The organism is Lihuaxuella thermophila (assembly GCF_900110165.1).
Taxonomy (GTDB): domain Bacteria; phylum Bacillota; class Bacilli; order Thermoactinomycetales; family Thermoactinomycetaceae; genus Lihuaxuella; species Lihuaxuella thermophila.
In genome coordinates, this window is the sequence record NZ_FOCQ01000003.1 from 113,146 (window position 1) to 133,724 (window position 20,579).

Genomic DNA, 20,579 nt, shown 5'->3' on the forward strand with positions numbered 1-20,579 from the left:
GATGTGATTCGCTATTCGTAATATATAAACGTTAGATTTCTCCACTTTGTTTCATGATGGCATATTTTTTTCAACCGGATGACTCTCCTTTTGCATACCGGATTGTTTTATAACTAAATTTCAGTTATCAAAGCTTTTTAACACCTAAAAACCCCCTTGAATACTGGCAAAAACAACCCATCCTCCCTCCTTCACAGACATACGATTTAGCCCGACTCCTGGCCGCTTCCCGTGCTATAATAGATGCTAGAATCATAGAGACGTCAGGAGGCCTCAAATTGGCACAGATCGGCTATCTCAGACCGCTCGTACATACCCCGTCCGACCCGGTGGATTACTACGCCCGGCTGGATGAACAGCAAATCGCGCTCAACCAGCATCTCGGCAAAACGATCCGAATTACATTTCTCAATGAAAAAGCGTGTTGTCATTGCGGACAAAAAATAAAAAAGACTTACAATCACGGATATTGCTATAAATGCTTTATTCAACTTCCGGAAAACGATTTGTGCATCGTCAAGCCCGAATTGTGCCACTTTCATGCGGGTACTTGCCGGGACCCTCAATTTGGCGAGCACCAGTGTATGCAGCCCCATATCGTCTACCTGGCGTTAAGCAGCGACATCAAAGTGGGCATCACCCGAAAATCGAACATGATGAAAAGATGGATTGATCAGGGAGCGGTGCGGGCCATCCCGTTCCTGGAAGTCCCGGACCGCAAAACAGCCGGGGAGATTGAAGTGCACCTGTCCGGGTTCATCAAGGATAAAACCAACTGGCGCAAGATGTTGAAAAACGAAACATCCGGACGCGATCTGATGGAGGCAAGAGCAGAGCTGCTGGACAAGCTTCCTGCCGGTTTCCGTTCCTATCTGATTTCCGAACCCGAGCTGTACGAATTCCGCTATCCCCAACTCTCCGTGCCGGAAAAAGTGAACTCGTTGAGTCTGGACAAAGAAGCGGAGATCCACGGGAAGCTGATCGGGATGAAAGCCCAATACCTGATCATGGACACCGGAGTCTTCCATGTCCGCAAACATACCGGCTACAAAATCGCGTTTGAACTATAACCCCGTCCCGTTTTGTTCCAATAACCCCATGGCTATCCCTAAGCAAAAGGATTGCGGAAGCGAAACGGAGGCTTCCGGCCTTTGCGAAACCCCCTCCGATGGGGTCTTTGTGAGAACAGCACAATCACTCCCAGGAATAAAAGGACCAACCATACATAAAAGTGGGAAACCAGTACGAGACCCAGCAGCAGGACGGCAACCACGGTCAAACATGTGGCGACAAACAGATAGCGGGTCAAGAGCAGGCTGATCAGATAAATCACGATCCCGATCAACATCAGAAGCGGGCTGAGCACCAGCATGGTTCCCGCTGCCACAGCCAATCCCTTTCCACCGTTCGATCCGCCAAAGACGGAATAGATACTGCCTGTCACAACGGCAATCGCCGCCAGGCAGGCCGCCAACCATCCCCCGAGGAGGAAACCGATCAGCGTTGCGATGATCCCTTTGAGAAGATCAATCACCAGAAGAATCACCACTTGTTGCCGATGAAGCGCCGTGAGCGAAGGCGCGGCAAAAGAAGAAGGCCGGTGACGCACCACCCACCACTCGATGGGGATGGAGCCGATCAGGTATGCCATTCCGATGGTGAGCAGCACGATCATTTTCCCACTTCCCTGCTTTAAGAAATCTCCCGATCAGAGTACCCAACCGCTTTTACCTTGAGCGGTTGGGTCTTGAGATCTACTGCCTTGGCAGTCTGCGCAGGACGAGGAGCACAATGAGGATGATTCCCGAGTAACCGAAAAAGGGATATAAATAGCTGACCAGAGTCGGAAAGCCGATCAGTGAAAACAAATAGCCGAACAGAAAGATTAGTGCCATAATCGTTTGCAGGCGAAACGGAACCACCTGGCTCAAATTGGCCGCCAAGCCATAAACATTGCCGATCAGGGTGGTAAAAATCTCTCCCCACATCACGGTCAGAAAAAAGTACTTCATCCCTGCTCCCAATGCGTGAATGACAAAAGCCATCGGAATCTCCGTCCCCGCCAGATCATCCAGGCGCAGCTGCATCGCAAAATTGCTGGCCAAGAGCATCATCCCCAGTCCAATCCCTCCAATCCAGCCTCCCAAACGGATCGTCGCCGGATCTTTCACTTCCCCTCCGAGCGGGACCAGGACCGCCTGGGACATGGCCAAATTAAAAGCGACATAAGTGATGGCCGACAGTAACCAGTGGCTTTCTTTTAACCGGGAAGGAATGTCATTCAGCGACGCCATATCCCCCGTTTTCCATCCGTGAATCGCCACCAGCGCCGTAAACAAAAACATGAGCGGAACCACCAGAGAGTTGACGGATAAAATCCCCTCCATCCCCCGGATAATGACCAAGTAGGATACAAATGCGGTAAAGATCACCCCCAGGTGAAATGACCACCCCAGTTGCTCCTCAAACAAGGCTCCCGTCCCGGACATCATCGCCGTGGTGACCCCAAACAGAATGATGCCCACAAAAGCGGTCATCCATCTGCCCCACCGCTCCCCGAACAGGTAGAGGTTGAACTCTTCGTATGACTGGGCCTTCAAGCGATGACCCAACAGCATCATCCGGGTTCCCAACCAGACAAATAAAAAGGTAGACATCAAAATGCCCCAATGGCTGTATTTTCCCTGAAGAGTGAAAAATTGCAAAATCTCCTGCCCTGAGGCAAACCCCGCGCCCACCACCGTCCCGATATAAGTAAAGCCGATCCGGCAGGCGAGCACCCACCTTTCTCTCAATCGCACTCCCTCCTGTCCATCTGTTAGGACTAGTTTATGGGGAGAAGCGGAGGGTTAGAACACATTCACGACCGGCAGTTCAGCACAAAAAAAGACCAGCGAATATCGCAATTCGCTGGTCAAAAGCTAACGGGATTTACTTAGAAGATCCCTCCACCGTCCGTATCGCCCCCGTTTTTCTTCCCGCCGCCGGAGGAATCACCGGAGTTATCACCACCGGAAGAATCACCTGTCGAATCTCCGCCGGTATCGCCGAAGTCTCCTCCTGGATTACCTATGTTGTCATTGTCATTTCCGAAGTCTCCTCCCTGCTGCCCATCCCGGGAGTCTTGATTGTCGCCTTCATTGTCCTGGCCATTCTGGCCTTGATCTTTGTTTTCATCATCTTTTTTGTCGTCTTTTTTCGGTTTGACAGTGACTCGGAGGAGATCCGATTCTTTCTTCGCTTCCTCACCGTTTTCAGCCATCGTATCAACGGCGACCACTTTATAGATGTACGATTTTTCCTGTCCGCCGCCGAAGAATCCATCGAAGAAATCTCCTCCACCTTGCGGAGGCTGGACACTGTTGTCAGAGAATCCTGTGCTTCCGCCGGGAGCTTCTCCGATCATGTTGAAGGTTTGTCCGCCGTCATCGGAGCGGTACACCTCATACTTGACCCGCTCCCTCTGCTGTTGCCAGCTGAGGTATACCGTGTTTGAGTTTGCATCATAATGACCGCTTAAACGCGGCTTTTCAAGCTGGAACGGCGGGGTGGGGTCCTGAACACCCGGTGGTGCCTTAAATTCACTGACCGGTTGGCCTTCCAGCGTTTCGTCCATAATGGCTTTGAAAATGCGGGCCGGGATTTTTCCGCCCGACAGCGCCTCTACCCGGTCGGATTCATCGCTGCTTTCGTTATACACCATCACGGTTGTGACATATTCCGGCGTATACCCGGCAAACCAGGCCACTTTGTTTTCGTTCGTGGTCCCCGTTTTTCCGGCTACCGGTCTGCCACCGGCCAAACGGGCATCGTGACCGGTACCGTCCTGGTCTTTCACGACATCGATCAGCATCCGCGTCATCCACCAGGCCGTTTTTGGCTCGAATACTTTCTTTTTCTTGATTTCCTTATCGGATTCGGGCTTGATTTCCTCGTTTGTCTTTACATCGATCACCCGCTTAATGGCATAGGCGTGAACCATCTCTCCATCGCGGGCGAGTGACGTATATGCCCGGGCCAATTGCAGGGGTGTAACCCCTTTGTCCAATCCGCCCAACGCCAGGGCCGGGTAGTTTTGATCCTTGTCTGTCAAAGGCAAGCCCAGTTTTTCGGTGGCATAGCTATACGAATCATCCAGCCCCACTTTGTTCTTCAACAGCCAGGCGGTTCCGGCGTTGAGTGACTTCTTCACAACATAGCCCATCGACACTTCGCCGTAGTACTGGCCACTGGCGTTTCTCGGCGTCCATCCGCCGATGGTGATTTTTTCATCCGGAACCTTGTAGTACTCGTTTACTTCCCCATTCCCTTTTTCAATGGCAGGCGCATACACCGTCAACGGCTTAATCGACGAACCGGGCTGGCGGAATTCATATCCTCCTTTGACGAGGCCCCCGACTTGATAGTTCCGGCCTCCGCCGATCGCCGCAATCAACCCTGTTTTCAGGTCAATGGTGGCCGTTCCGGCATTCAATTGCTTATATCCTCTATAATACTTGTCATCGGCCAGGACCCGGTTGGTTGCGGCCTGTGCTTGCTGATTCAATCCCGTCTCGACTTTCAGGGTATAGTTGCGCAATTTGTTCTCATCAATACCGAAACGCGTACGCAGCTCATCCACCACCAGTTTCTTGTAGGCGGCAAATTGATCATTGGTCTTTGCGTACTTCAGACCGGCTTGGGTTGTGGTTAAAGGCTCCTTCTTGGCCTTATCCGCTTCTTCCTGACTGATGAGCGGCTCCATTTCGTTGTCTTCCGCCATTTCATCCAGAACGATCTCTCTCCGATCTTCGGCGGCTTTCTTCTGCTCCTCGTTGCCAAACGGATCATACTGGGACGGCGCCTGCGGCATACCCGCCAACAGCGCAATCTCAGCAGGGGTTAGCTTATCTTTGGTGATATCCTTGTTAAAATAAACCTTTGCAGCCATCTTGATTCCGTTGACGCCATTGCCAAAATAGATATAGTTCAAGTAAGCTTCCAAGATTTTATCTTTCTCATATTTTCTTTCTATATTCCAAGCGGTGGCAATCTCCTTGATTTTCCGGGTTATGTTTTTATCGTTATCTTCCAAAATCACGTTACGGGCCACCTGCATGGTGATGGTTCCCCCGCCCTGGGTCGGTTTTCCACCGGATTCGATGACCGCCCATACAGCACGGGCCAATGCTTTAAAGTCGACGCCGCTATGATCGTAAAAGCGGACATCCTCCACTTTGACGAATGCTTTCGGCAGCATTGGATTTACTTTTTTAACATCTTCCAAATTCACGTATTCCCTTTTAAAATCCCCGATGGTTCCGATCGGCTTGCCCTGGGCATCCAAAATTTCCGATGAGGACTTAATATTGTTCAATTTTTCAAGATCTATCTGTTCGCCGTACGACATAATGGCTGAACATCCCCCGACCACCAGCAACAGGGATGTCAGCAGCACCAATAAGAGCCATTTCCATGTAAAAAACTTGGCAAGCCCTTTTTTCGGTTTCTTGCCGCCCGGGCCGCCCATACGCGCGGAACGGGATCTGGACCCTACGCGCTGACTGCGGGTGGCGGGAGGCATGGGACTGTATTCACTGCGGAAGCGGTCCCTCTGAAATTGAGACATTTATTTTACCTCCTGAAAAACTTGTTCTTGCCGGAAAAATAAATAATTAAACCATTACTGCTATATTATTCGGCGAGATCGATGACTTTCTGTCAACTTTTGTCCTTCTCTTCGTCCATTCTCCCTTTTCTGTGCTATATTGGTAGAGAGGTGAGAGCGATGAATGTCAAAGCTGCCGTGTTTGCATGCCATGTGACCGGACTCGTCGGACTGGCCGCTTCCCTTTTCCTGTGGAAGACGGTCGGAAGCATCGGCCTGCTGGCCGGCCTGATCGGTTCCGGTTTCTGGTTCGGGCTGGGCTGGTACTTTCGCCGCCAACTGAAGCCCTGAGCAAAACACACCTATCCATTATAACGCAAAATGGCGCCCAATCGTTTTCATCGGGCCAAAAAAATTATTACAGGAATATTACATAAATCTTATGCCTATTTTACATGAAAGCGGTCATTTGTAAAACCCCCTGTGACGGGGATGACCGCCCCGGTGATAAAATCGGAATCCGGATGGACCAGAAACCGCACGACACGGGCCACATCCTCCCCGGTGCCCGGCCGCCCGACCGGGTTCCGGGGATCCCGGTTGCCGCGGGCCGCTGAAATGGGAGCTTCCTTGTAGGGATCGCGGATATCGCCCGGATAAACCATATTCACTGTAATTCCATGCGGCGCTTCCTCAAGGGCCAGTGTGCGGGTGAAAGAGACCAGCCCCGCCTTGGCTGCGGAATAAGCGGAATAACCCTGCCAGGCCGGGGCCTGCTCCGCTTCCGGGAAGCCAAAGGTAATGATCCGTCCTCCTCCCTGCCGGCGCATGACGGGTACGATTTCACGGACTAGGTAAAAAACACTGGATAAGTTCCCGTCCACCATTTCCCGCCACAGTTCATCCCCCAGCTCGATGGTGGGAATCCGCTTGAACGTAAACGGGCCGGCCGTGCAGACGAGCGCATCCACCCTCCCCCATCGATCCAGTACTTCGCGGGCCATCCGCTTCACATCAGCCAACCGGCTCACATCCCCTTGCATCACCATCGCTTCCCCGCCTGCTTGTTCGATCTCTTCCTTTAATGTATCCGCCGCCTCCCGGCTGTGCCGGTAATTGACAGCAATCCGGTACCCATCTTCGGCCAGCCCCTTGGCGATCATCACCCCCAGCCCTTTCGCTCCGCCGACGATCCAGGCAACAGGTTGAGACATAGTGGATTCATCCTTCCGTTCATTCGTGATTCTTCTATTTTACTAAAAAGAGACCCTTACTTCAGCACTTCTTGTCGGTGGCATCTGTTCCGGGAAAAATAATTCCGGGTCACAGATTTGCCTGTGACCCGGATCTCCAACCTGTGGTCTTCAGTTGTCAATATGAACCGATCTTACCACCGTGCGGGCAAACGGCTCTCCTCGCTTGGTTTTCCCTTTGATCTCGATGGTCAGGTTGTATGCTCCCGGTTTCAGTCCGGTGGAAATCTTCCCGACAAATGCTCCCAACTGTTTGCTGTCCATCTTTAATTGCTGCTGGAATCGGGCCGAATTCGTCAGCCGGCCTGCTTTCTCCCGGGGAGTCACGCCTTTCAGCCGCACTTGAAGAGAGGACGGGTCAAAATGTGCAGGGTTACGCAACTTCACTTTAAAGGCAAAATCTTTTTGCTTGCTCGTGAGCGGCAGGTCGACCGACAGCGTGGAAGAACCGACAAACGTGGTGGTGAGCAAAAAGGCATCGTCCCGCGGGCTGGTGATTCTCACTTTCCACACCCCGCGTTGGGGCTGTTGGATCCGGAAGGCCTGGACATAAGCACCGGCAAACAGTCCCCGGTCAACCGCGGCCAGATATTCTTTGCCCGCTTTGGAATAATGTCCGCCGGAAGGGGAAATGAGGATGACTTCAGCATCGGGAGATCGGGTCATGATGGTAAACAGGGCTTCTCTGGAGGATGAATCGACCGGGACCTGGTGTTCCACCGTTTGCCGGGCATGGAGCGCCGCACCGTAAACATATTGTTCATCCGCTTGGGGAACGGCCACAGCTTCCGATGGCGGGGCCATTGCCTTCGGAGCCGCTCCCGCCGCCCGGGACGTGCGCAGGACCGGTTCAATCCGGGAAAATGATGCGGAACCTGTGCGAATCATGTCATGGTCCACATCATCGGTAAAGAGATGGGAACCGTATCGCAGACGGGTACTCCATTCATTGACCAGCCCGTCATTGGGACCATGAGGGGACAAATAGAGGCCTCCGGTCCATAAAGCAGACGGAAAGGGACCCCAGCTGGTGCCAGCAGCGGTATAGTAGGCATTTTGGCCGACGTTGGCATGGCTGTCTGTCACTTCACGAAACTTGGCCATTTCTCCGGTTTGCAGGGAATAGGTGCCCGGGCTTTGAATGCCCAGAAGTTCCGCCAGCCATCCGGCATACCAGCTGTGGGCGAGATCGGCCAGGTGAGAACCATGGTGAGGCGATCCGAGCGTCACGACCTTCCCCACAAAGCGGTAGGCGCCGTAATGAATCAAAGCTGCCTGGGTATCCGGACCTCCTTTGCTGTGGGCGACAATGTTCACTTTTTGACCGAAACGATGGTAAATCTGTTCCAACATGTACGCGAGCAAACGACCATTATCCCACTGGCTGGCAGATCCCTGGCCGGCAGCGTCGTATAATTGGACAAAAGCAGTGCGGTAACCATGGCTGTACGCTTTTTCATACATGTCGTTCAACCCGTGATACATCGTTTCGTCCCACCAGTCCTGGGCTCTTCCATTCATGCCTTGCACAAAGACAATGGGTGGTTTATTGGGATCATAGTTGGGAGGAGTTGCCCCCAGAAACCAGGAGCCCGGGGTGGTGTCGTTGGAAGGGGGCGGGAGTTGGCTCATGGAAATTCTCCCCGTCAGCTTAGCAGCTTGCGCATTGTTGGCATCCGCTTCAGCAGCCGTTCCCATCGGCACGGCAAGAAGCGTACACAACAGGAGAATCAGGAAATAACGACATGGCGATCGCATCAGCATTCTCCTTTCCATATAAATATGCAAAAATGAAAAAAGGTTTATTCTTTTCTGATAATAGATTTCGCTGCTCGTCTTGTTAATCCTGTTCTGCGGATGTTTTTGCAATTAAAAAATAAAGATCAAACTTGGAACGGACCTGTCGCGATCGATTAACCCCCCTACCGTAACCGTTAAAACCCAAGGATAAACCGGAAATCCCTGAAAGAACCGGCAGCCATGCGGAAACGGAATCCCAGGCCTGTGTACGCTTGATCTTCAAAAGAAAAACCGTGGACGATGTGTCCACAGTTGATCTGTTCAAAACCAGGCATTAAGGCTGAATGGTTTCTGTTTTTAATTTGGCAATTAAATTTTGCATATCCGAAGGAAGAGGAGATTCCCATTCCTTCCATACCCGGAGGCGGGGATGAAAGAGGCGCAGGTAAGTGGCGTGCAGGGCTTGGCGGGAGATAAAAGGCTGCTCTTCCTTGATGCCGTACATATCATCCCCGATAATGGGATGTCCGATCGACGAAAGATGGATACGGATCTGGTGGGTTCGTCCCGTTTCCAGCATGAGCCGCACCAGTGTGGCCCGCGGATAGCGCTCCACCACTTCAAAATGCGTGATGGCCGGATAACCGCCCTCTTCTTCCGTGACCGAGCGATAGACCTTTTGTTCCGGGTCGATGGCGATCGCTTTGTCGATCGTTCCCCGATCCCGTTCCATCTGATGATGAACCACGGCCAGATAAGCCCGCTGGTATCGTTTCTCGGCCATCTGTTCCGCGAGATAGGCGTGGGCATAGGCATGCTTGCCAACCACCATCAATCCCGAAGTATCTTTATCCAGACGGGTCACCGGACGAACTTTGTGGGCTTCACCCCGCTTGGCCCAATAGTGCATCAAACCGTTGGCCAGTGTACCGTCCGGATATCCGCGCGTCGGGTGAACCACCAAACCGGGCGGTTTATCGATGACGATGAGATCTTCATCTTCGTAGACGACAGTGAAATCGATCTCCTGCGGCGGAATATGATCCGTCTCATCCCCGGGCAGGCGGATCAGAATCTGGTCTCCCTGGGAAACGCGGGCGGTAAAATAGATCGTTTCCCCGTTTACCGTCACCAAACGGTTCAGCCTCAGCCTGCTCATCATCCTTCGTGAGAAGCGGAAGCGGTTTTTCAATACCTGGTGCAGCATTTTCCCGTCTTCTTCCGCCGTCACCTGATGATAAAAGGTTGTCTGTTTGTCCATGAAACACCTCAATCTGAACAACATTTATCCCGTAGTCTGCGATTCCACGATCACTGCACATGCGTTACTGTGGACGGAAAGCAGTCCCGTTTACAATCGCATACATCAAATACGTCTTGCCATATGGTTCTCCATTCATTCTAATTCCGAATTCCGGCTGCACCATCCCATAGTATCTTTAAGATATCCCACGGTTCATCGATCAGCAACTCTGTATCCTTCTGTGCGGTCCAGATGAACTTTCAAAGAGCCTCTTTGCGAGCATTCAACCTTGAATAAACCGGATCGTATTTTGCAAAAGCTGCTCGGCCGCCTGATCGCTGTCCATCTTGTGCAAGGCGGCGATCCGCTCGATCACGGCATGCAGGAGGAACGGAGTTGTCCGCATCCCTGAAAAAGGGCCCGCAAACGGCCAGGGGCCATCCGTCTCCGCCATGATGAGTGACAGGGGATAGGCAGCGGCGATGTTTGCGGTTTTTTGGCGGTAAACGATTTCAGGGGTAAATGACACCATGTACCCCGCCCGGGCCATCCGTTCCAACGTGACTGAATCGGTTTTGATCCAGTGAAAATGGGCTTGATCGATTCCGTACTCTTCCAGCAGATCGCAGACCCGGGCCGTATCTTCGTAGACCGCGTGCAAGATCACCGGTTTTTTCAGTTCTTTGGCGAGACACAGCAGGGTGCGCAGAATGTGGAGATGATTTCTCTCATCAAAAGGCTGCCCGCTTTCCCTCGCTTTTTGCCGCAGATAATAGGGCAGGCCGATTTCACCGATCGCGTCAATTTCCGCCTCATTCTGGCGAATCCATTCGACCAGCGGGCCGATCTCAACCGGTTTTTGTTCCGGATGAAAGCCGCATGCAGCGAACACTTTTTGGGGGAAGCGGCGTTTTAAAGCCAGTGTGCGCCGGGAAGAAACCAGGTCCATGGAGACGGCGATCAGACCGTAGACCCGGGAGTCCCGGCAAAAAGCGGCTGCCTCTTCCTCCCCATACTGTTCCAAATGGATATGGGCATCAAAAAGAAGCATTTTTTCCCTCCAGCATAAAGTTGCTCCATTTCCCTGCCAAGCCGGATTCACTCCAAGCGATCGTACAGGAGTGGGCAAATAGAAAACGGAATGGATGGAACCGTTTTCTCTGTGTTTCCGGTTGTTTTTGCTGATTCTGGATGAATCGTCGATGTTATTTCCTGACCTTCCATCTGATTCACATTCTATCACCTTCTGAACGATCAACCAGCATGAAAATCAGGCAGCCAAATGACCAACTCCAAACGTTCGCAAATGTTTCAGTAAAAATGGTACTGCCAGAGCTCATCCAGCAAAAAAAGGATGGTTTCAACCATCCTCTTCAGGCTAACTATTGCGTACTCTCTTCATTTTCCTCATGATCATTATGAAACTCTTTCGATTTTTGACCTGTGATATAATCGAAAGGCGTATAACTCACGCTTACTGCCTTTCTTTGAATGAATCGTTTGTAAATGATGATCCCAAAGGCAAAGAGGAGAAACATTGTAAACGCAACCATGAGGATCGTCGTATACATAGCCATCCACATTTCAAAATGCCCGCTATTCATGGCTCGCCCATGATCCCCCCCACATTTGTCATTCAGAACATGTTGACTTTCAGCTGCTTCCCCCGCTGCATCCTCCTCCGCCGCTGCAACCGCTGCTGCAACTGCTGCAGTTTCCAGAGCAACTGCTTCCACCTCCATCGCTTTCACTTCGGCGTTTACCACGCCTTCTCCCTCGTGGATGATCCTTCATGGACAAACCGCCAAAGGCTGCCACCACAACCAAAATAACAAAAAAGATCAATAACTCCATCCATGTCCCCACTTTCTATTTTCCTGAGGGTTCTACTTTAAAATTATCATGATAATATTTCTATTTCGACTATTTTTTTCATTATTCGGAATGTAGGATTAATCACGTTAATCTTTATATAATGACAAATCCCCACTGGTGAACGGGATTGGCCGAAAAGAAATACGCTGAGTCCCGGAAAATGTTCAGAAACAAGGAAAAGCACTCCGCTGGATAAACGGAGTGCTTCGTTTCATTCTTCGGCCCCGCGGGTTCTGCCGGTCACCTCGAAGACCGTTGTGCATGATGCGGGATCCGCTCTATGTCTCATGTGCTTGATCTTCTTCCCGGGTGTGATACCATCTATAAAAACTCAAGCATTTCATCTGGATCACCGAATCTTAGATCAGGGAGCAATCCGGTAACCCCGGATGTTTCAGCGTGTAAATTCAGATGTTCGGCAATCCGTTACATTTAGCAGGCATTCGCATCCAGCCTTTTTGTAAGCTGGATGCCCCTAGTACAGAACCCCGTTCCGCTTGTGGGTCCGGGCAAATGTTTGGGGGGAAGGATTGAAATAGGAAGGATCATATTTTTTGACGAACCGGCCTTCAGTAGTGATGTATCCAGATCCCCACGTGGGATCCATGATCAGCCAATCGCCGCCGATTCGAGCCTCCACCCAGGCATGCCGCTGCCCGCCGGCTTCCCCTTCAACAAAACGGGCCGGAATCTCCATGGAGCGGAGCAACGCGATGGAGAGAAAGGCAAAATCCTGGCAGACACCCTTTTTTGTCCGCATGGCTTTTAAGGCGCTGTCATCCCAGGCAAACGTATTTCTCCTGAATTTTTCCATATCGTACTCCATGTTCTGCGCCACATACCGGTAAACCGCTTTGGCCTTCTCCTTGTCCGTCGTTTTCCCGGCGGTTATTTTACGGGCTAATTCCCGGATGGCCGGATGGTTCGACTCCACCCCGCGGGATGGCAGCAAGTCGCGCAGGTCGGCTCGGCTCCTGCTCTCAACCTGCAAATTGGCCACTGTGTAAAAGCGGAAAAAATCGCGCTTTTCCTTGGTCACTTCCGGTACATAAACCGTTACCCAGTACTTTCCCGGCCCGAAACGCATCCAGATCCTGCTGTCAAAACGGTACCCTTTGACCGGAATAAAATAAGTGGCTTTCACCTTCCCCTTCGTCGTTTGAACGATGAGATGGTCGGTTTGCCGGGCATATTCACCATCAGGATCGATCCGTCCGGAAACCCTGATACTCGTGCCGACTTCATGCCCTCCGGCAAGAGGGGAGGTCAGCCGAATCCCCCGTTTCTGATAAAGATCGGTGTATTGAACGGGCATCCGCTCTTGTTCGGAAGTGTTGTTCACATAAAACGTGGCCCCGTCGATATAATAGCCTTCCCGCTGCTCATCAGGGACCATCACCTGAAACTCATGAATGCCTTTTCCGAACAGGAGAGGGAGTGATTCTTCAAACCGAAGGTTCTTAACAGGGATAACTCTTTTCCAGACCTTTTCTCCTTTACGTTCCTGAATCAGGAGCTTTTGCGGACCGGATTTTTGGTTCCATCGGCCGGCGAGCCGGATCGATTCCCGATTCACGGTATAACCGGTCAAGGGGGAGGAGACGGAGAGACCTGCTCTCATCGCGGCCACACTGTACGCGATATCCCGCACAACCGACCCGCTCTGGTTGAACACCTTAAAAGCGGCAAACGGATAATAATACTTGTCTTTGGACTTGCCCGGCAAGCGAATCATCACCTTGTAGGCCCCTTGGCCGGAAAACAGACGGATTTGTTCACTGAACCGCCCCTGCCGGAGCGGAACATAGTAATGAAAAGAAGCAGGGAGAGCCGGTTCACCCTTCCCGAGAAAATCAACTTGAATCCACACAAACGGAGAGCTCAGTTGACGGTATTCCCGCACTGTCCCGGAAACCTGCACCGTCCCCTTCACGGCTAATTCGGTGAACCGGGGGGTGGTAAGGGAACCGCCCACTTTTTGCGCGTATGGCTCCAGCTGAATCTGTTCGGAAAAAAACCGCCCGACGTTCCCGTTTAGCTTCTGGCCCCATGACGTTCCCTCCGGAGACTGTACGGCCACCGTCCCCGGCTTGAGTGCTTCATCACAGGAGTACAAAACAAAACTGAGCATAAATAATGCTCCACTGACAGTCAACCATTTCCTTTTCATTTTTATTCTGCCTTTCAACCAACATCCTTCATTTGATGTATAATTCTTGATGTGGAGAACTTTTTTGATTTTTTTCCAAGTGCTTCTATTTTTCATTCCCCGGCACCAGGGTCATTTCCTTTAAATTTCCGCAAAAAAAAGGGGACCGCCTGTGCCAAGCAATCCCGAAAAAGTGGACCAAAGACCAAAACAAAAGACCAAAACAGAACTAAACCTGCTTGCATCATGACTTGCAAGTTATTATAATCATACACCACTTTATCTACTTTATGTTTTTAAAAATTCGACAAGATTCGACAAAATTGAAGGCGAAAATCCAGGCAAATCCCCTTTACCCGACTTAAATTTTTTAAATAGTACAAGTTATTTCCTATTATAAACCTTGAATTCTAATATATAGAAATCGTCATGAAGTGAAGGAGGAGATCAAGATCGGTCTTGACACAAATATCCGCAGGCGGCGGAAGGAACTGAAAATGACGCAGTCCCGTTTGGCTGAAGGCATTATTTCTGTTCCTTATCTCAGCTTGATCGAAAACGGAAAAGCGACTCCCGGTATGGATATATTGAAATTGCTGGCCGAACGCTTGCAGACGAGTGTCGAACGCTTAATGGGCATCACGGACCACGGCACGTTGGAGGAAGCCAGAAAACTGATCAACGAGGTACAATCGGCCCTCACTTATGCCGGATATGAAGAAGCCGAGCGGAAAATGAAACAACTGAAGCTGCTCGCCCGATATATCGCCGATCCCAAGATCCTGATGGAAATTGACCTTCTGGAAATCAATCTGTGGGTGATCAATTACAACGAAGAGAAGTTTTACCCCCTGTTGGAAGCCTTTGAAGCGAAGTGGGACAGTTATGTCGATGAACCCTCTTTGGCCGTCAAATATTTCCGCATCAAAGGCAATATTGAATACCTGAAATCGAGATACGATTATGCATTAAAGTACTATAAACAAGCGTTGAAGCTGCTTCCCAAAATCAGTGATGAGATTGAAAAAGGTTACATATACAGCAATATCGGCAAAACCTACTTACTCTTGTCCAATCCCGCTCTCAGCATCGTTTACATGGAAAAAGCCCTGCACATCATGATGCATAATGATCGCTGGCTGGAAGTATGCAGTTATCTGAACATCATCGGATCGGGATACACCCGGACGCGGGAGTATGATGAAGCGATCGGCTATTTTGAACGGGTCATTCGCATCTGCAAACAGTTTCACTTCTCCAACAGCTTTATGTGCCAGGCTTATCATGAGATGGCGATCTGCTATCTGAAGCTGGGCGATTTCGACCGATCCATTCACTATCTGCATCTCTCTCTTCAGGTTCACGATGAAAAGCTGCCCGATTGGGAAGCGGGAATTTTCCACAAAATCATGGGCTTGGTCTATATCAGGAAAGGAGACTTCAGCAAGGCCGAGTCACATATCACACAAGCGATCAACTTATGCCGCGAACATCCCCGGCAAACGGCCGAATGCTCCGTCTACCTGGGGCAGATCCGTTACGCCCAGGGCGATCACGCCTCTTTTCAGCGCTTATATATGGAGGCGATCTCCATTTTTGAATCGCTCAACCTCCCGGAGAAAGTGGCCAGTACCGCGCATGTACTGGGCGAATTTCTCCTCTCCCAGGGTCAAGAGCGCGAAGCCTTTCCTTATCTCGCCAAAGCAGCCCGGAATTATAAACAGATGATTTACACCACCGAATTTGACGCCACACTGCCGACCCGAAGCAATCTGTAATGTTCAAAAACAACCCGCGAAGCCTGCCGGGTTGTTTTTTCTCTTCGGCATCATGAAGAAATTTTTTTGATCCATTCGGGGGTGTCTCTGATCTCAACCAGCTTCTCACCGCGGAGATAACGATGACCTGCCTGATCTTCCAGATATAGCAGCACATAGGTCAGATGTTTGAAGCGAGTGGATTTTAGTTGAATCTGAATGGTTTTTTTAACTTTATAATCTTTAGGGAACTTCGTCGGCGGCGCTTTTGTCATCACTTCAACCAATTGGCTGATCAGCTTCGGGTCGCGGATCGTGGCCGGTTTTTTCTCACTCAGTGTCTCTTTCACCGCCATTTCACTGGGTGAAAACCGGTTCAGGTCGATGGTGCCGACGCTTTTTTCAATATAGACGGTACAAGCCGGACCATGCCCGTGGCAAATGGTTAACCACTGTTCTTGCGGATACCCTTGAATGCTTTGGATCACAAGACCGCTGTCCCCCACTGCTTCCCCGGCTTTTGAACGGTCCAATTCCAGATCAGGATGGACGGTATACTGGCGCCCTTCATAAAAGATGGTCCTCCCGTCAAAGGTGATTTCAGGCAAAAAAAAGCGTTTGACAACAAACAGGCTCAAGATCAATAACAAACTGATCAAACACACGCCCAGGATGGTGATTCCTACATGTTTTGTTCTTTGTTTCACGGACGGTCCTCCCTTCGCCCATTCCTGCTTCTCCTATCATACTACAAAGCAGAAAACAAATAGAAAAAATTATAATTGACTAAATATTTATATCATTGTAAAATCCAATTGTAGGTAATCTTTCATTTTCCGGAGGGTGACCATGAAAAACTTAGGAAAGTTTTTAGCTCTGCTGTCATTACTCCTGCCTCTGAGCGCAGCCATCTATGAACCGGTCTACGCAGCGAACAAGACAGCACTTACGGGAACAGTCCACACGACGATTGAATTTGACAAAGAAAATGCCGCGCCCGCCAAAAAATGGTTTGATGATGTGGTCGCGATGGCAAAAGAAGACCTGGAAGCCAAACTGGAGAAAGCACCCAAAGAAGAACAAAAGAAAATTAAGAAACAATTGAACGAACTGAAAAAGATTCATTCAAAAAAACTGTTCAAGGATCACCCTGACGGCTCGGCTGATTTGAAAGTCCCCCTTCCCCAAGTGGAGATTCAGGTGGGAGATCAGAAAACCAGAGCGAACCATAAAGGGAAATACACGCTTCCCCATGTGCCGCTGGGCAAACATAAAGTGATTATTTCCGAAAACGGGAAAAAGCTTCGCGAATTTGAGGTTGTGGTAGAGAGAGGCCATCCCAGAATGGATATCGATCTCCAGATCTATGATAAACAATGGTTTGTCAACAGCAACCGGATGAGCGCCGCCATGAAGTCCCATTCCCATGCTTCCCATGATCACGTAACCACCCAGGATGTGGCGACTTATCCCCAGCTGCCCTATAACACATTTGTCGGGACGGGCAAGGGGGAAGATGGAGCGGACGTATTAAATGATGGCACCATGAGAATTGTTTCCGATCCCAGCAAAGGGGAACCGAAAAATATCGTGAGTTGTAATAAAGCAAGCGCATATGAATCACCCGACGGAAAGAAACCCTTTGATCCCAACGCCACAGAAAACTGGCTGTCCAATACCTGGATGTTTCCGGCCAACGACTCGGATTGTACCCGATCCATCGGACTCGGGTTCATCTATGACGCCTCTCTCGGCTTGATTGATTCATACAAAATGAGCCATTACTGCGTGCTGGAGTCTATTAATAGTGCGATGGACGCGTTAGACAGCTATCAAAATATCTATTGCGACGGAATGCAAAAAAGCGATGGTCACTGGAACTGTTCCTGGTTTAACGGTATCGGGCATACCGAGGAATTGCACACCCATTGATCCCGGGCGGGAGATGGTCTCACACACAGATGAGACGCTATTGGCAGAACCGGACGCCACGCTGAAAAGGAGAATCCGATCTTGCTGAACCGTTCTCTCCCATTTCTCTTGTTCCTCGTTTTGGTGATGACAGGTTGTTCAACCGCACATCAAGCCGAATCACGATCGTATGAAAAAATAGAAGTGAAAGTGAAAACCGAGCCTAAAGAAATCAAGCTCCAGGAGCAGACAAACATTCTGTTCACGGTAACCGGTGACGGAAAACCCGTCGAACAGGCGGATGTTAAAGTCAACATCCGGCAGGAAGGCCAGACCAAGAGCGAAGAGTTGAAGGCCCGTCCCGCACAAAAAGGGGTATACAGCATCCAGAAGGTTTTTGCCGAACCTGCATTCTACCATTTCACCATCTACGTGAAGACGGGCCTAAATATGCAAGTGGTGACGCAGGAAATCGATCTTCGCTCTTCCCACGCGGCAACATCCGCACCCAAAACGGAAGAGCACGGTCAGGAACATCAAACGGGCCATGTCATGATCCATCTGATGAAAGATGAGCATATCAAAGCAAATCAAAACACCACCCTGATCGCACATGTGATGGACAAGCAAGGCCCGCTCACCGGTGCACAAGTCCAATTTGAATACTATCAAAAGAAGGAAGATAAACATATTTATGCAGAGGCCCGGGAACGGGTCAATGGTGAGTATGTGGCGGAAGTGAAATTGAAGCAAGGGAATTACACCTTGATCTGCCATGTAGAGAAGGGCAACATTCACGAGCACACGGAAACCGCATTGACCGTTAAATAACTCTGGGACATCTCCCTATATCCGCCCATGTCTTTATAAAAGACCTGCCTTTTACCATCAGGCAGGTCTTTTTGTTCAGGGTCAGATGGATGCTTTGACTGATTCGGGCAACCAGGATAAAAATGTTTCCTCATCGATGACCGGAACGCCCAGCTTTTGCGCTTTATCCAGCTTGGAGCCCGCTTTTTCCCCCGCGATCAGGAGGTCCGTTTTCTTGCTGACGCTTCCGGTTACATTCGCTCCCAGAGATTCGAGCAACCGGGTCGCTTCATTTCTCGACATCCGTTCCAGCGTACCGGTGATCACCACCGTTTTTCCGGCAAACGGATGGTCACCTTCAGCCGCTTGGTCAGCCTGGGCGGCGGCTCCCTTGTACTCCATATTGACACCGGCCGCTTTGAGACGCTCAATCGTCTCCCGCACTTCCGGTTTGGCCATATATGTGACGATGCTTGCCGCCATTTTCGGCCCGATCTCTTCCAGTTGTACCAGTTCCTCTTCCGTTGCCTCCATGATGACATCCATATGTTTGAAATGCTGGGCCAGAATTTTGGCCCCTTTGGCCCCTACAAACCGGATGCCCAGTCCGAACAGCAGGCGTTCAACAGAGTTTTGCTTGCTTGCCTCAATCGCCCCGAGCAAGTTGTTGACAGACTTCTCCCCCATCCGTTCCAACGACAACAGATCTTCTTTTTTCAGGTAATAGAGGTCGGCCACACTGCGGACCAGGTCTGCTTCAAACAGCTGGGTGACCACTTTTTCGCCCAAGCCTTCGATGTTCATCGCCCCGCGGGAAACAAAATGAATGATTCCTTCGCGCGTCTGGGCCGGACAGCGCGGATTGATGCAGCGGAGCGCCACTTCTCCCTCCAGGCGGACCAATTGGCTGCCGCATTCCGGACAGCGGGTGGGCATTTCAAAAGGCCGCTCATTCCCGGTGCGCTGATTGGCCAGCACCCCGACGACTTCAGGAATGATATCGCCGGCTTTTTTTACGATCACGTGATCCCCGAGCATGATCCCCTTTTCGCGGATGATATCTTCGTTATGAAGCGATGCGCGTTTCACCGTGGTTCCCGCCAGGGTGACGGGTTTTAACAGAGCGGTCGGGGTGACGACCCCGGTGCGCCCCACATTCAGCTCGATCTCTTCCAGAATGGTTACCGCTTCTTCGGCGGGAAATTTGTAGGCAATCGCCCAGCGCGGGCTTTTGGCGGTCGTTCCCATCTCTTCGCGCAAATCCAGGTCATCCACTTTGATCACAATGCCGTCAATTTCATATCCGAGCCCGGCTCTCCTTTCACGCCAGTGATCGATATATTGCAGCACACCCTCAATGCTGTCAACCGTCCGGCGTTCGGGGTTCACTTTGAAACCCAGCTCGGCCAGATAGGAAAGCGTTTCGGTATGCGTGTCAAACCGGTCACCTGTTTCCACCGCTCCGGTTCCGTAAATAAAGATGTCCAGGTTCCGTTCTGCCGCCAGTTTCGGGTCCAGCTGGCGGAGTGAACCCGCACCGGCATTACGGGGATTGGCAAACAGAGGCTCCCCTTTTTTCGCCCGTTCGGCATTGAGGCGTTCAAACGCTTTTTTCGGCATAAACGCTTCCCCGCGCACTTCCAGAGTGACCGGCTGCCTGAGGCGAAGGGGTAAGGATCGAATCGTTTTTAAGTTTTGCGTGATATCTTCTCCCACGGTTCCGTCGCCGCGGGTTGCGCCCAAAACGAATCTTCCCTGCTCATAGCGCAAAGATACGGCCAGTCCGTCAATTTTGAGCTCGCAGACGTATTTTACCGTCCTTCCGCCCGCCGCTTTGCGCACCCGCTCGTCAAATTCGCGCAAGTCTTTCTCATTAAAAGCGTTGCCGAGGCTGAGCATGGGAAGGGTGTGTTCCACTTTTTCAAAGTAAGGCAAAGGCTGGCCTCCCACCCGCTGCGTGGGTGAGTCGGGAGTAACCAGCTCGGGAAATTGCTTTTCCAGTTCGATCAGTTCCTGCATCAGCCGGTCATACTCCGCATCCGGGATCACCGGGGCGTCCAGGACATAGTAACGATAATTATGTTCGTTCAAGAGCTCATGAAGCTCTTCCGCCCGTTGCTTCGCTTCTTGCAAGTTCAATCCGTTCATCCTCCCTGATTCTTATAAAAAGGGAATGATTTTCCATTAATCCCCTGCGTGAAGGGAAAGGGAGCTCCGGATCGGAAACATCCCCATCCGGTTCGTCCGTCAGTCC

16 protein-coding genes are annotated in these 20,579 nt (G+C 50.9%); 5 read left to right on the plus strand and 11 right to left on the minus strand.

The genetic code is table 11. The features are described from left to right. Positions 1-278 precede the first annotated feature (278 nt). Entirely contained in the window at positions 279-1,070 is a 792-nt protein-coding gene (locus BMW55_RS04130; protein WP_089965647.1) for a DUF2797 domain-containing protein, read from the plus strand. A 38-nt stretch (positions 1,071-1,108) separates the two neighbouring features. On the opposite strand, the gene BMW55_RS04135 is transcribed toward BMW55_RS04130, so the two are convergent. From BMW55_RS04135 to BMW55_RS19800, 3 genes are all read right to left on the minus strand, one after another. Next, a complete protein-coding gene (locus tag BMW55_RS04135; RefSeq protein ID WP_089965649.1) occupies positions 1,109-1,675 on the minus strand; it encodes a glycerol-3-phosphate acyltransferase in 567 nt (188 codons plus the stop codon). Between the two features lie 79 nt (positions 1,676-1,754). Next, entirely contained in the window at positions 1,755-2,795 is a 1,041-nt protein-coding gene (locus tag BMW55_RS04140; protein WP_089965651.1) for a YkvI family membrane protein, read from the minus strand. A gap of 140 nt (positions 2,796-2,935) precedes the next feature. Continuing rightward, complete coding sequence (locus tag BMW55_RS19800; RefSeq protein WP_089965653.1) at positions 2,936-5,608, minus strand: transglycosylase domain-containing protein; 2,673 nt, start codon at positions 5,606-5,608, stop codon at positions 2,936-2,938. Positions 5,609-5,767: 159 nt separating this feature from the next. Between BMW55_RS19800 and BMW55_RS19230 the strand changes: the two genes are divergently transcribed. After that, the gene (locus BMW55_RS19230; protein ID WP_170839731.1) at positions 5,768-5,938 is read left to right on the plus strand and encodes a hypothetical protein; all 171 of its coding nucleotides are present in this window, start codon (positions 5,768-5,770) and stop codon (positions 5,936-5,938) included. 95 nt (positions 5,939-6,033) lie between these two features. Here BMW55_RS19230 and BMW55_RS04150 read toward each other — a convergent pair whose 3' ends face one another. The 6 genes from BMW55_RS04150 to BMW55_RS04175 form a co-directional block, all read right to left on the minus strand. Then, a complete protein-coding gene (locus tag BMW55_RS04150; RefSeq protein WP_089965655.1) occupies positions 6,034-6,801 on the minus strand; it encodes an SDR family oxidoreductase in 768 nt (255 codons plus the stop codon). 150 nt (positions 6,802-6,951) lie between these two features. Next, a complete protein-coding gene (locus BMW55_RS04155) occupies positions 6,952-8,598 on the minus strand; it encodes an esterase/lipase family protein (protein WP_089965656.1) in 1,647 nt (548 codons plus the stop codon). 316 nt (positions 8,599-8,914) lie between these two features. Beyond that, positions 8,915-9,841 carry an RluA family pseudouridine synthase gene (locus BMW55_RS04160; protein ID WP_170839732.1) on the minus strand — a complete coding sequence of 309 codons (927 nt, stop codon included), beginning with the start codon at positions 9,839-9,841 and terminating at the stop codon, positions 8,915-8,917. A 265-nt stretch (positions 9,842-10,106) separates the two neighbouring features. After that, the gene (locus tag BMW55_RS04165; protein WP_089965659.1) at positions 10,107-10,874 is read right to left on the minus strand and encodes a TatD family hydrolase; all 768 of its coding nucleotides are present in this window, start codon (positions 10,872-10,874) and stop codon (positions 10,107-10,109) included. 331 nt (positions 10,875-11,205) lie between these two features. Beyond that, positions 11,206-11,589: a DUF3951 domain-containing protein gene (locus BMW55_RS19915; protein WP_089965661.1), complete on the minus strand. Its 384-nt coding sequence runs from the start codon at positions 11,587-11,589 to the stop codon at positions 11,206-11,208. Positions 11,590-12,173: 584 nt separating this feature from the next. Continuing rightward, positions 12,174-13,829 carry a transglutaminase domain-containing protein gene (locus tag BMW55_RS04175; RefSeq protein WP_170839733.1) on the minus strand — a complete coding sequence of 552 codons (1,656 nt, stop codon included), beginning with the start codon at positions 13,827-13,829 and terminating at the stop codon, positions 12,174-12,176. Positions 13,830-14,281: 452 nt separating this feature from the next. On the opposite strand from BMW55_RS04175, the gene BMW55_RS04180 reads away from it, so the two are divergent. Further along, positions 14,282-15,625: a tetratricopeptide repeat protein gene (locus tag BMW55_RS04180; protein WP_089965664.1), complete on the plus strand. Its 1,344-nt coding sequence runs from the start codon at positions 14,282-14,284 to the stop codon at positions 15,623-15,625. A 50-nt stretch (positions 15,626-15,675) separates the two neighbouring features. On the opposite strand, the gene BMW55_RS04185 is transcribed toward BMW55_RS04180, so the two are convergent. Then, positions 15,676-16,311: a hypothetical protein gene (locus tag BMW55_RS04185; RefSeq protein ID WP_089965665.1), complete on the minus strand. Its 636-nt coding sequence runs from the start codon at positions 16,309-16,311 to the stop codon at positions 15,676-15,678. 142 nt (positions 16,312-16,453) lie between these two features. On the opposite strand from BMW55_RS04185, the gene BMW55_RS04190 reads away from it, so the two are divergent. Both BMW55_RS04190 and BMW55_RS04195 read left to right on the plus strand, forming a co-directional pair. Beyond that, complete coding sequence (locus tag BMW55_RS04190) at positions 16,454-17,536, plus strand: peptidase associated/transthyretin-like domain-containing protein (protein WP_089965667.1); 1,083 nt, start codon at positions 16,454-16,456, stop codon at positions 17,534-17,536. An 81-nt stretch (positions 17,537-17,617) separates the two neighbouring features. Then, entirely contained in the window at positions 17,618-18,346 is a 729-nt protein-coding gene (locus BMW55_RS04195; RefSeq protein ID WP_089965668.1) for a FixH family protein, read from the plus strand. 81 nt (positions 18,347-18,427) lie between these two features. On the opposite strand, the gene ligA is transcribed toward BMW55_RS04195, so the two are convergent. Continuing rightward, complete coding sequence (gene ligA / locus BMW55_RS04200; RefSeq protein ID WP_089965670.1) at positions 18,428-20,464, minus strand: NAD-dependent DNA ligase LigA; 2,037 nt, start codon at positions 20,462-20,464, stop codon at positions 18,428-18,430. Positions 20,465-20,579: the final 115 nt, after the last annotated feature.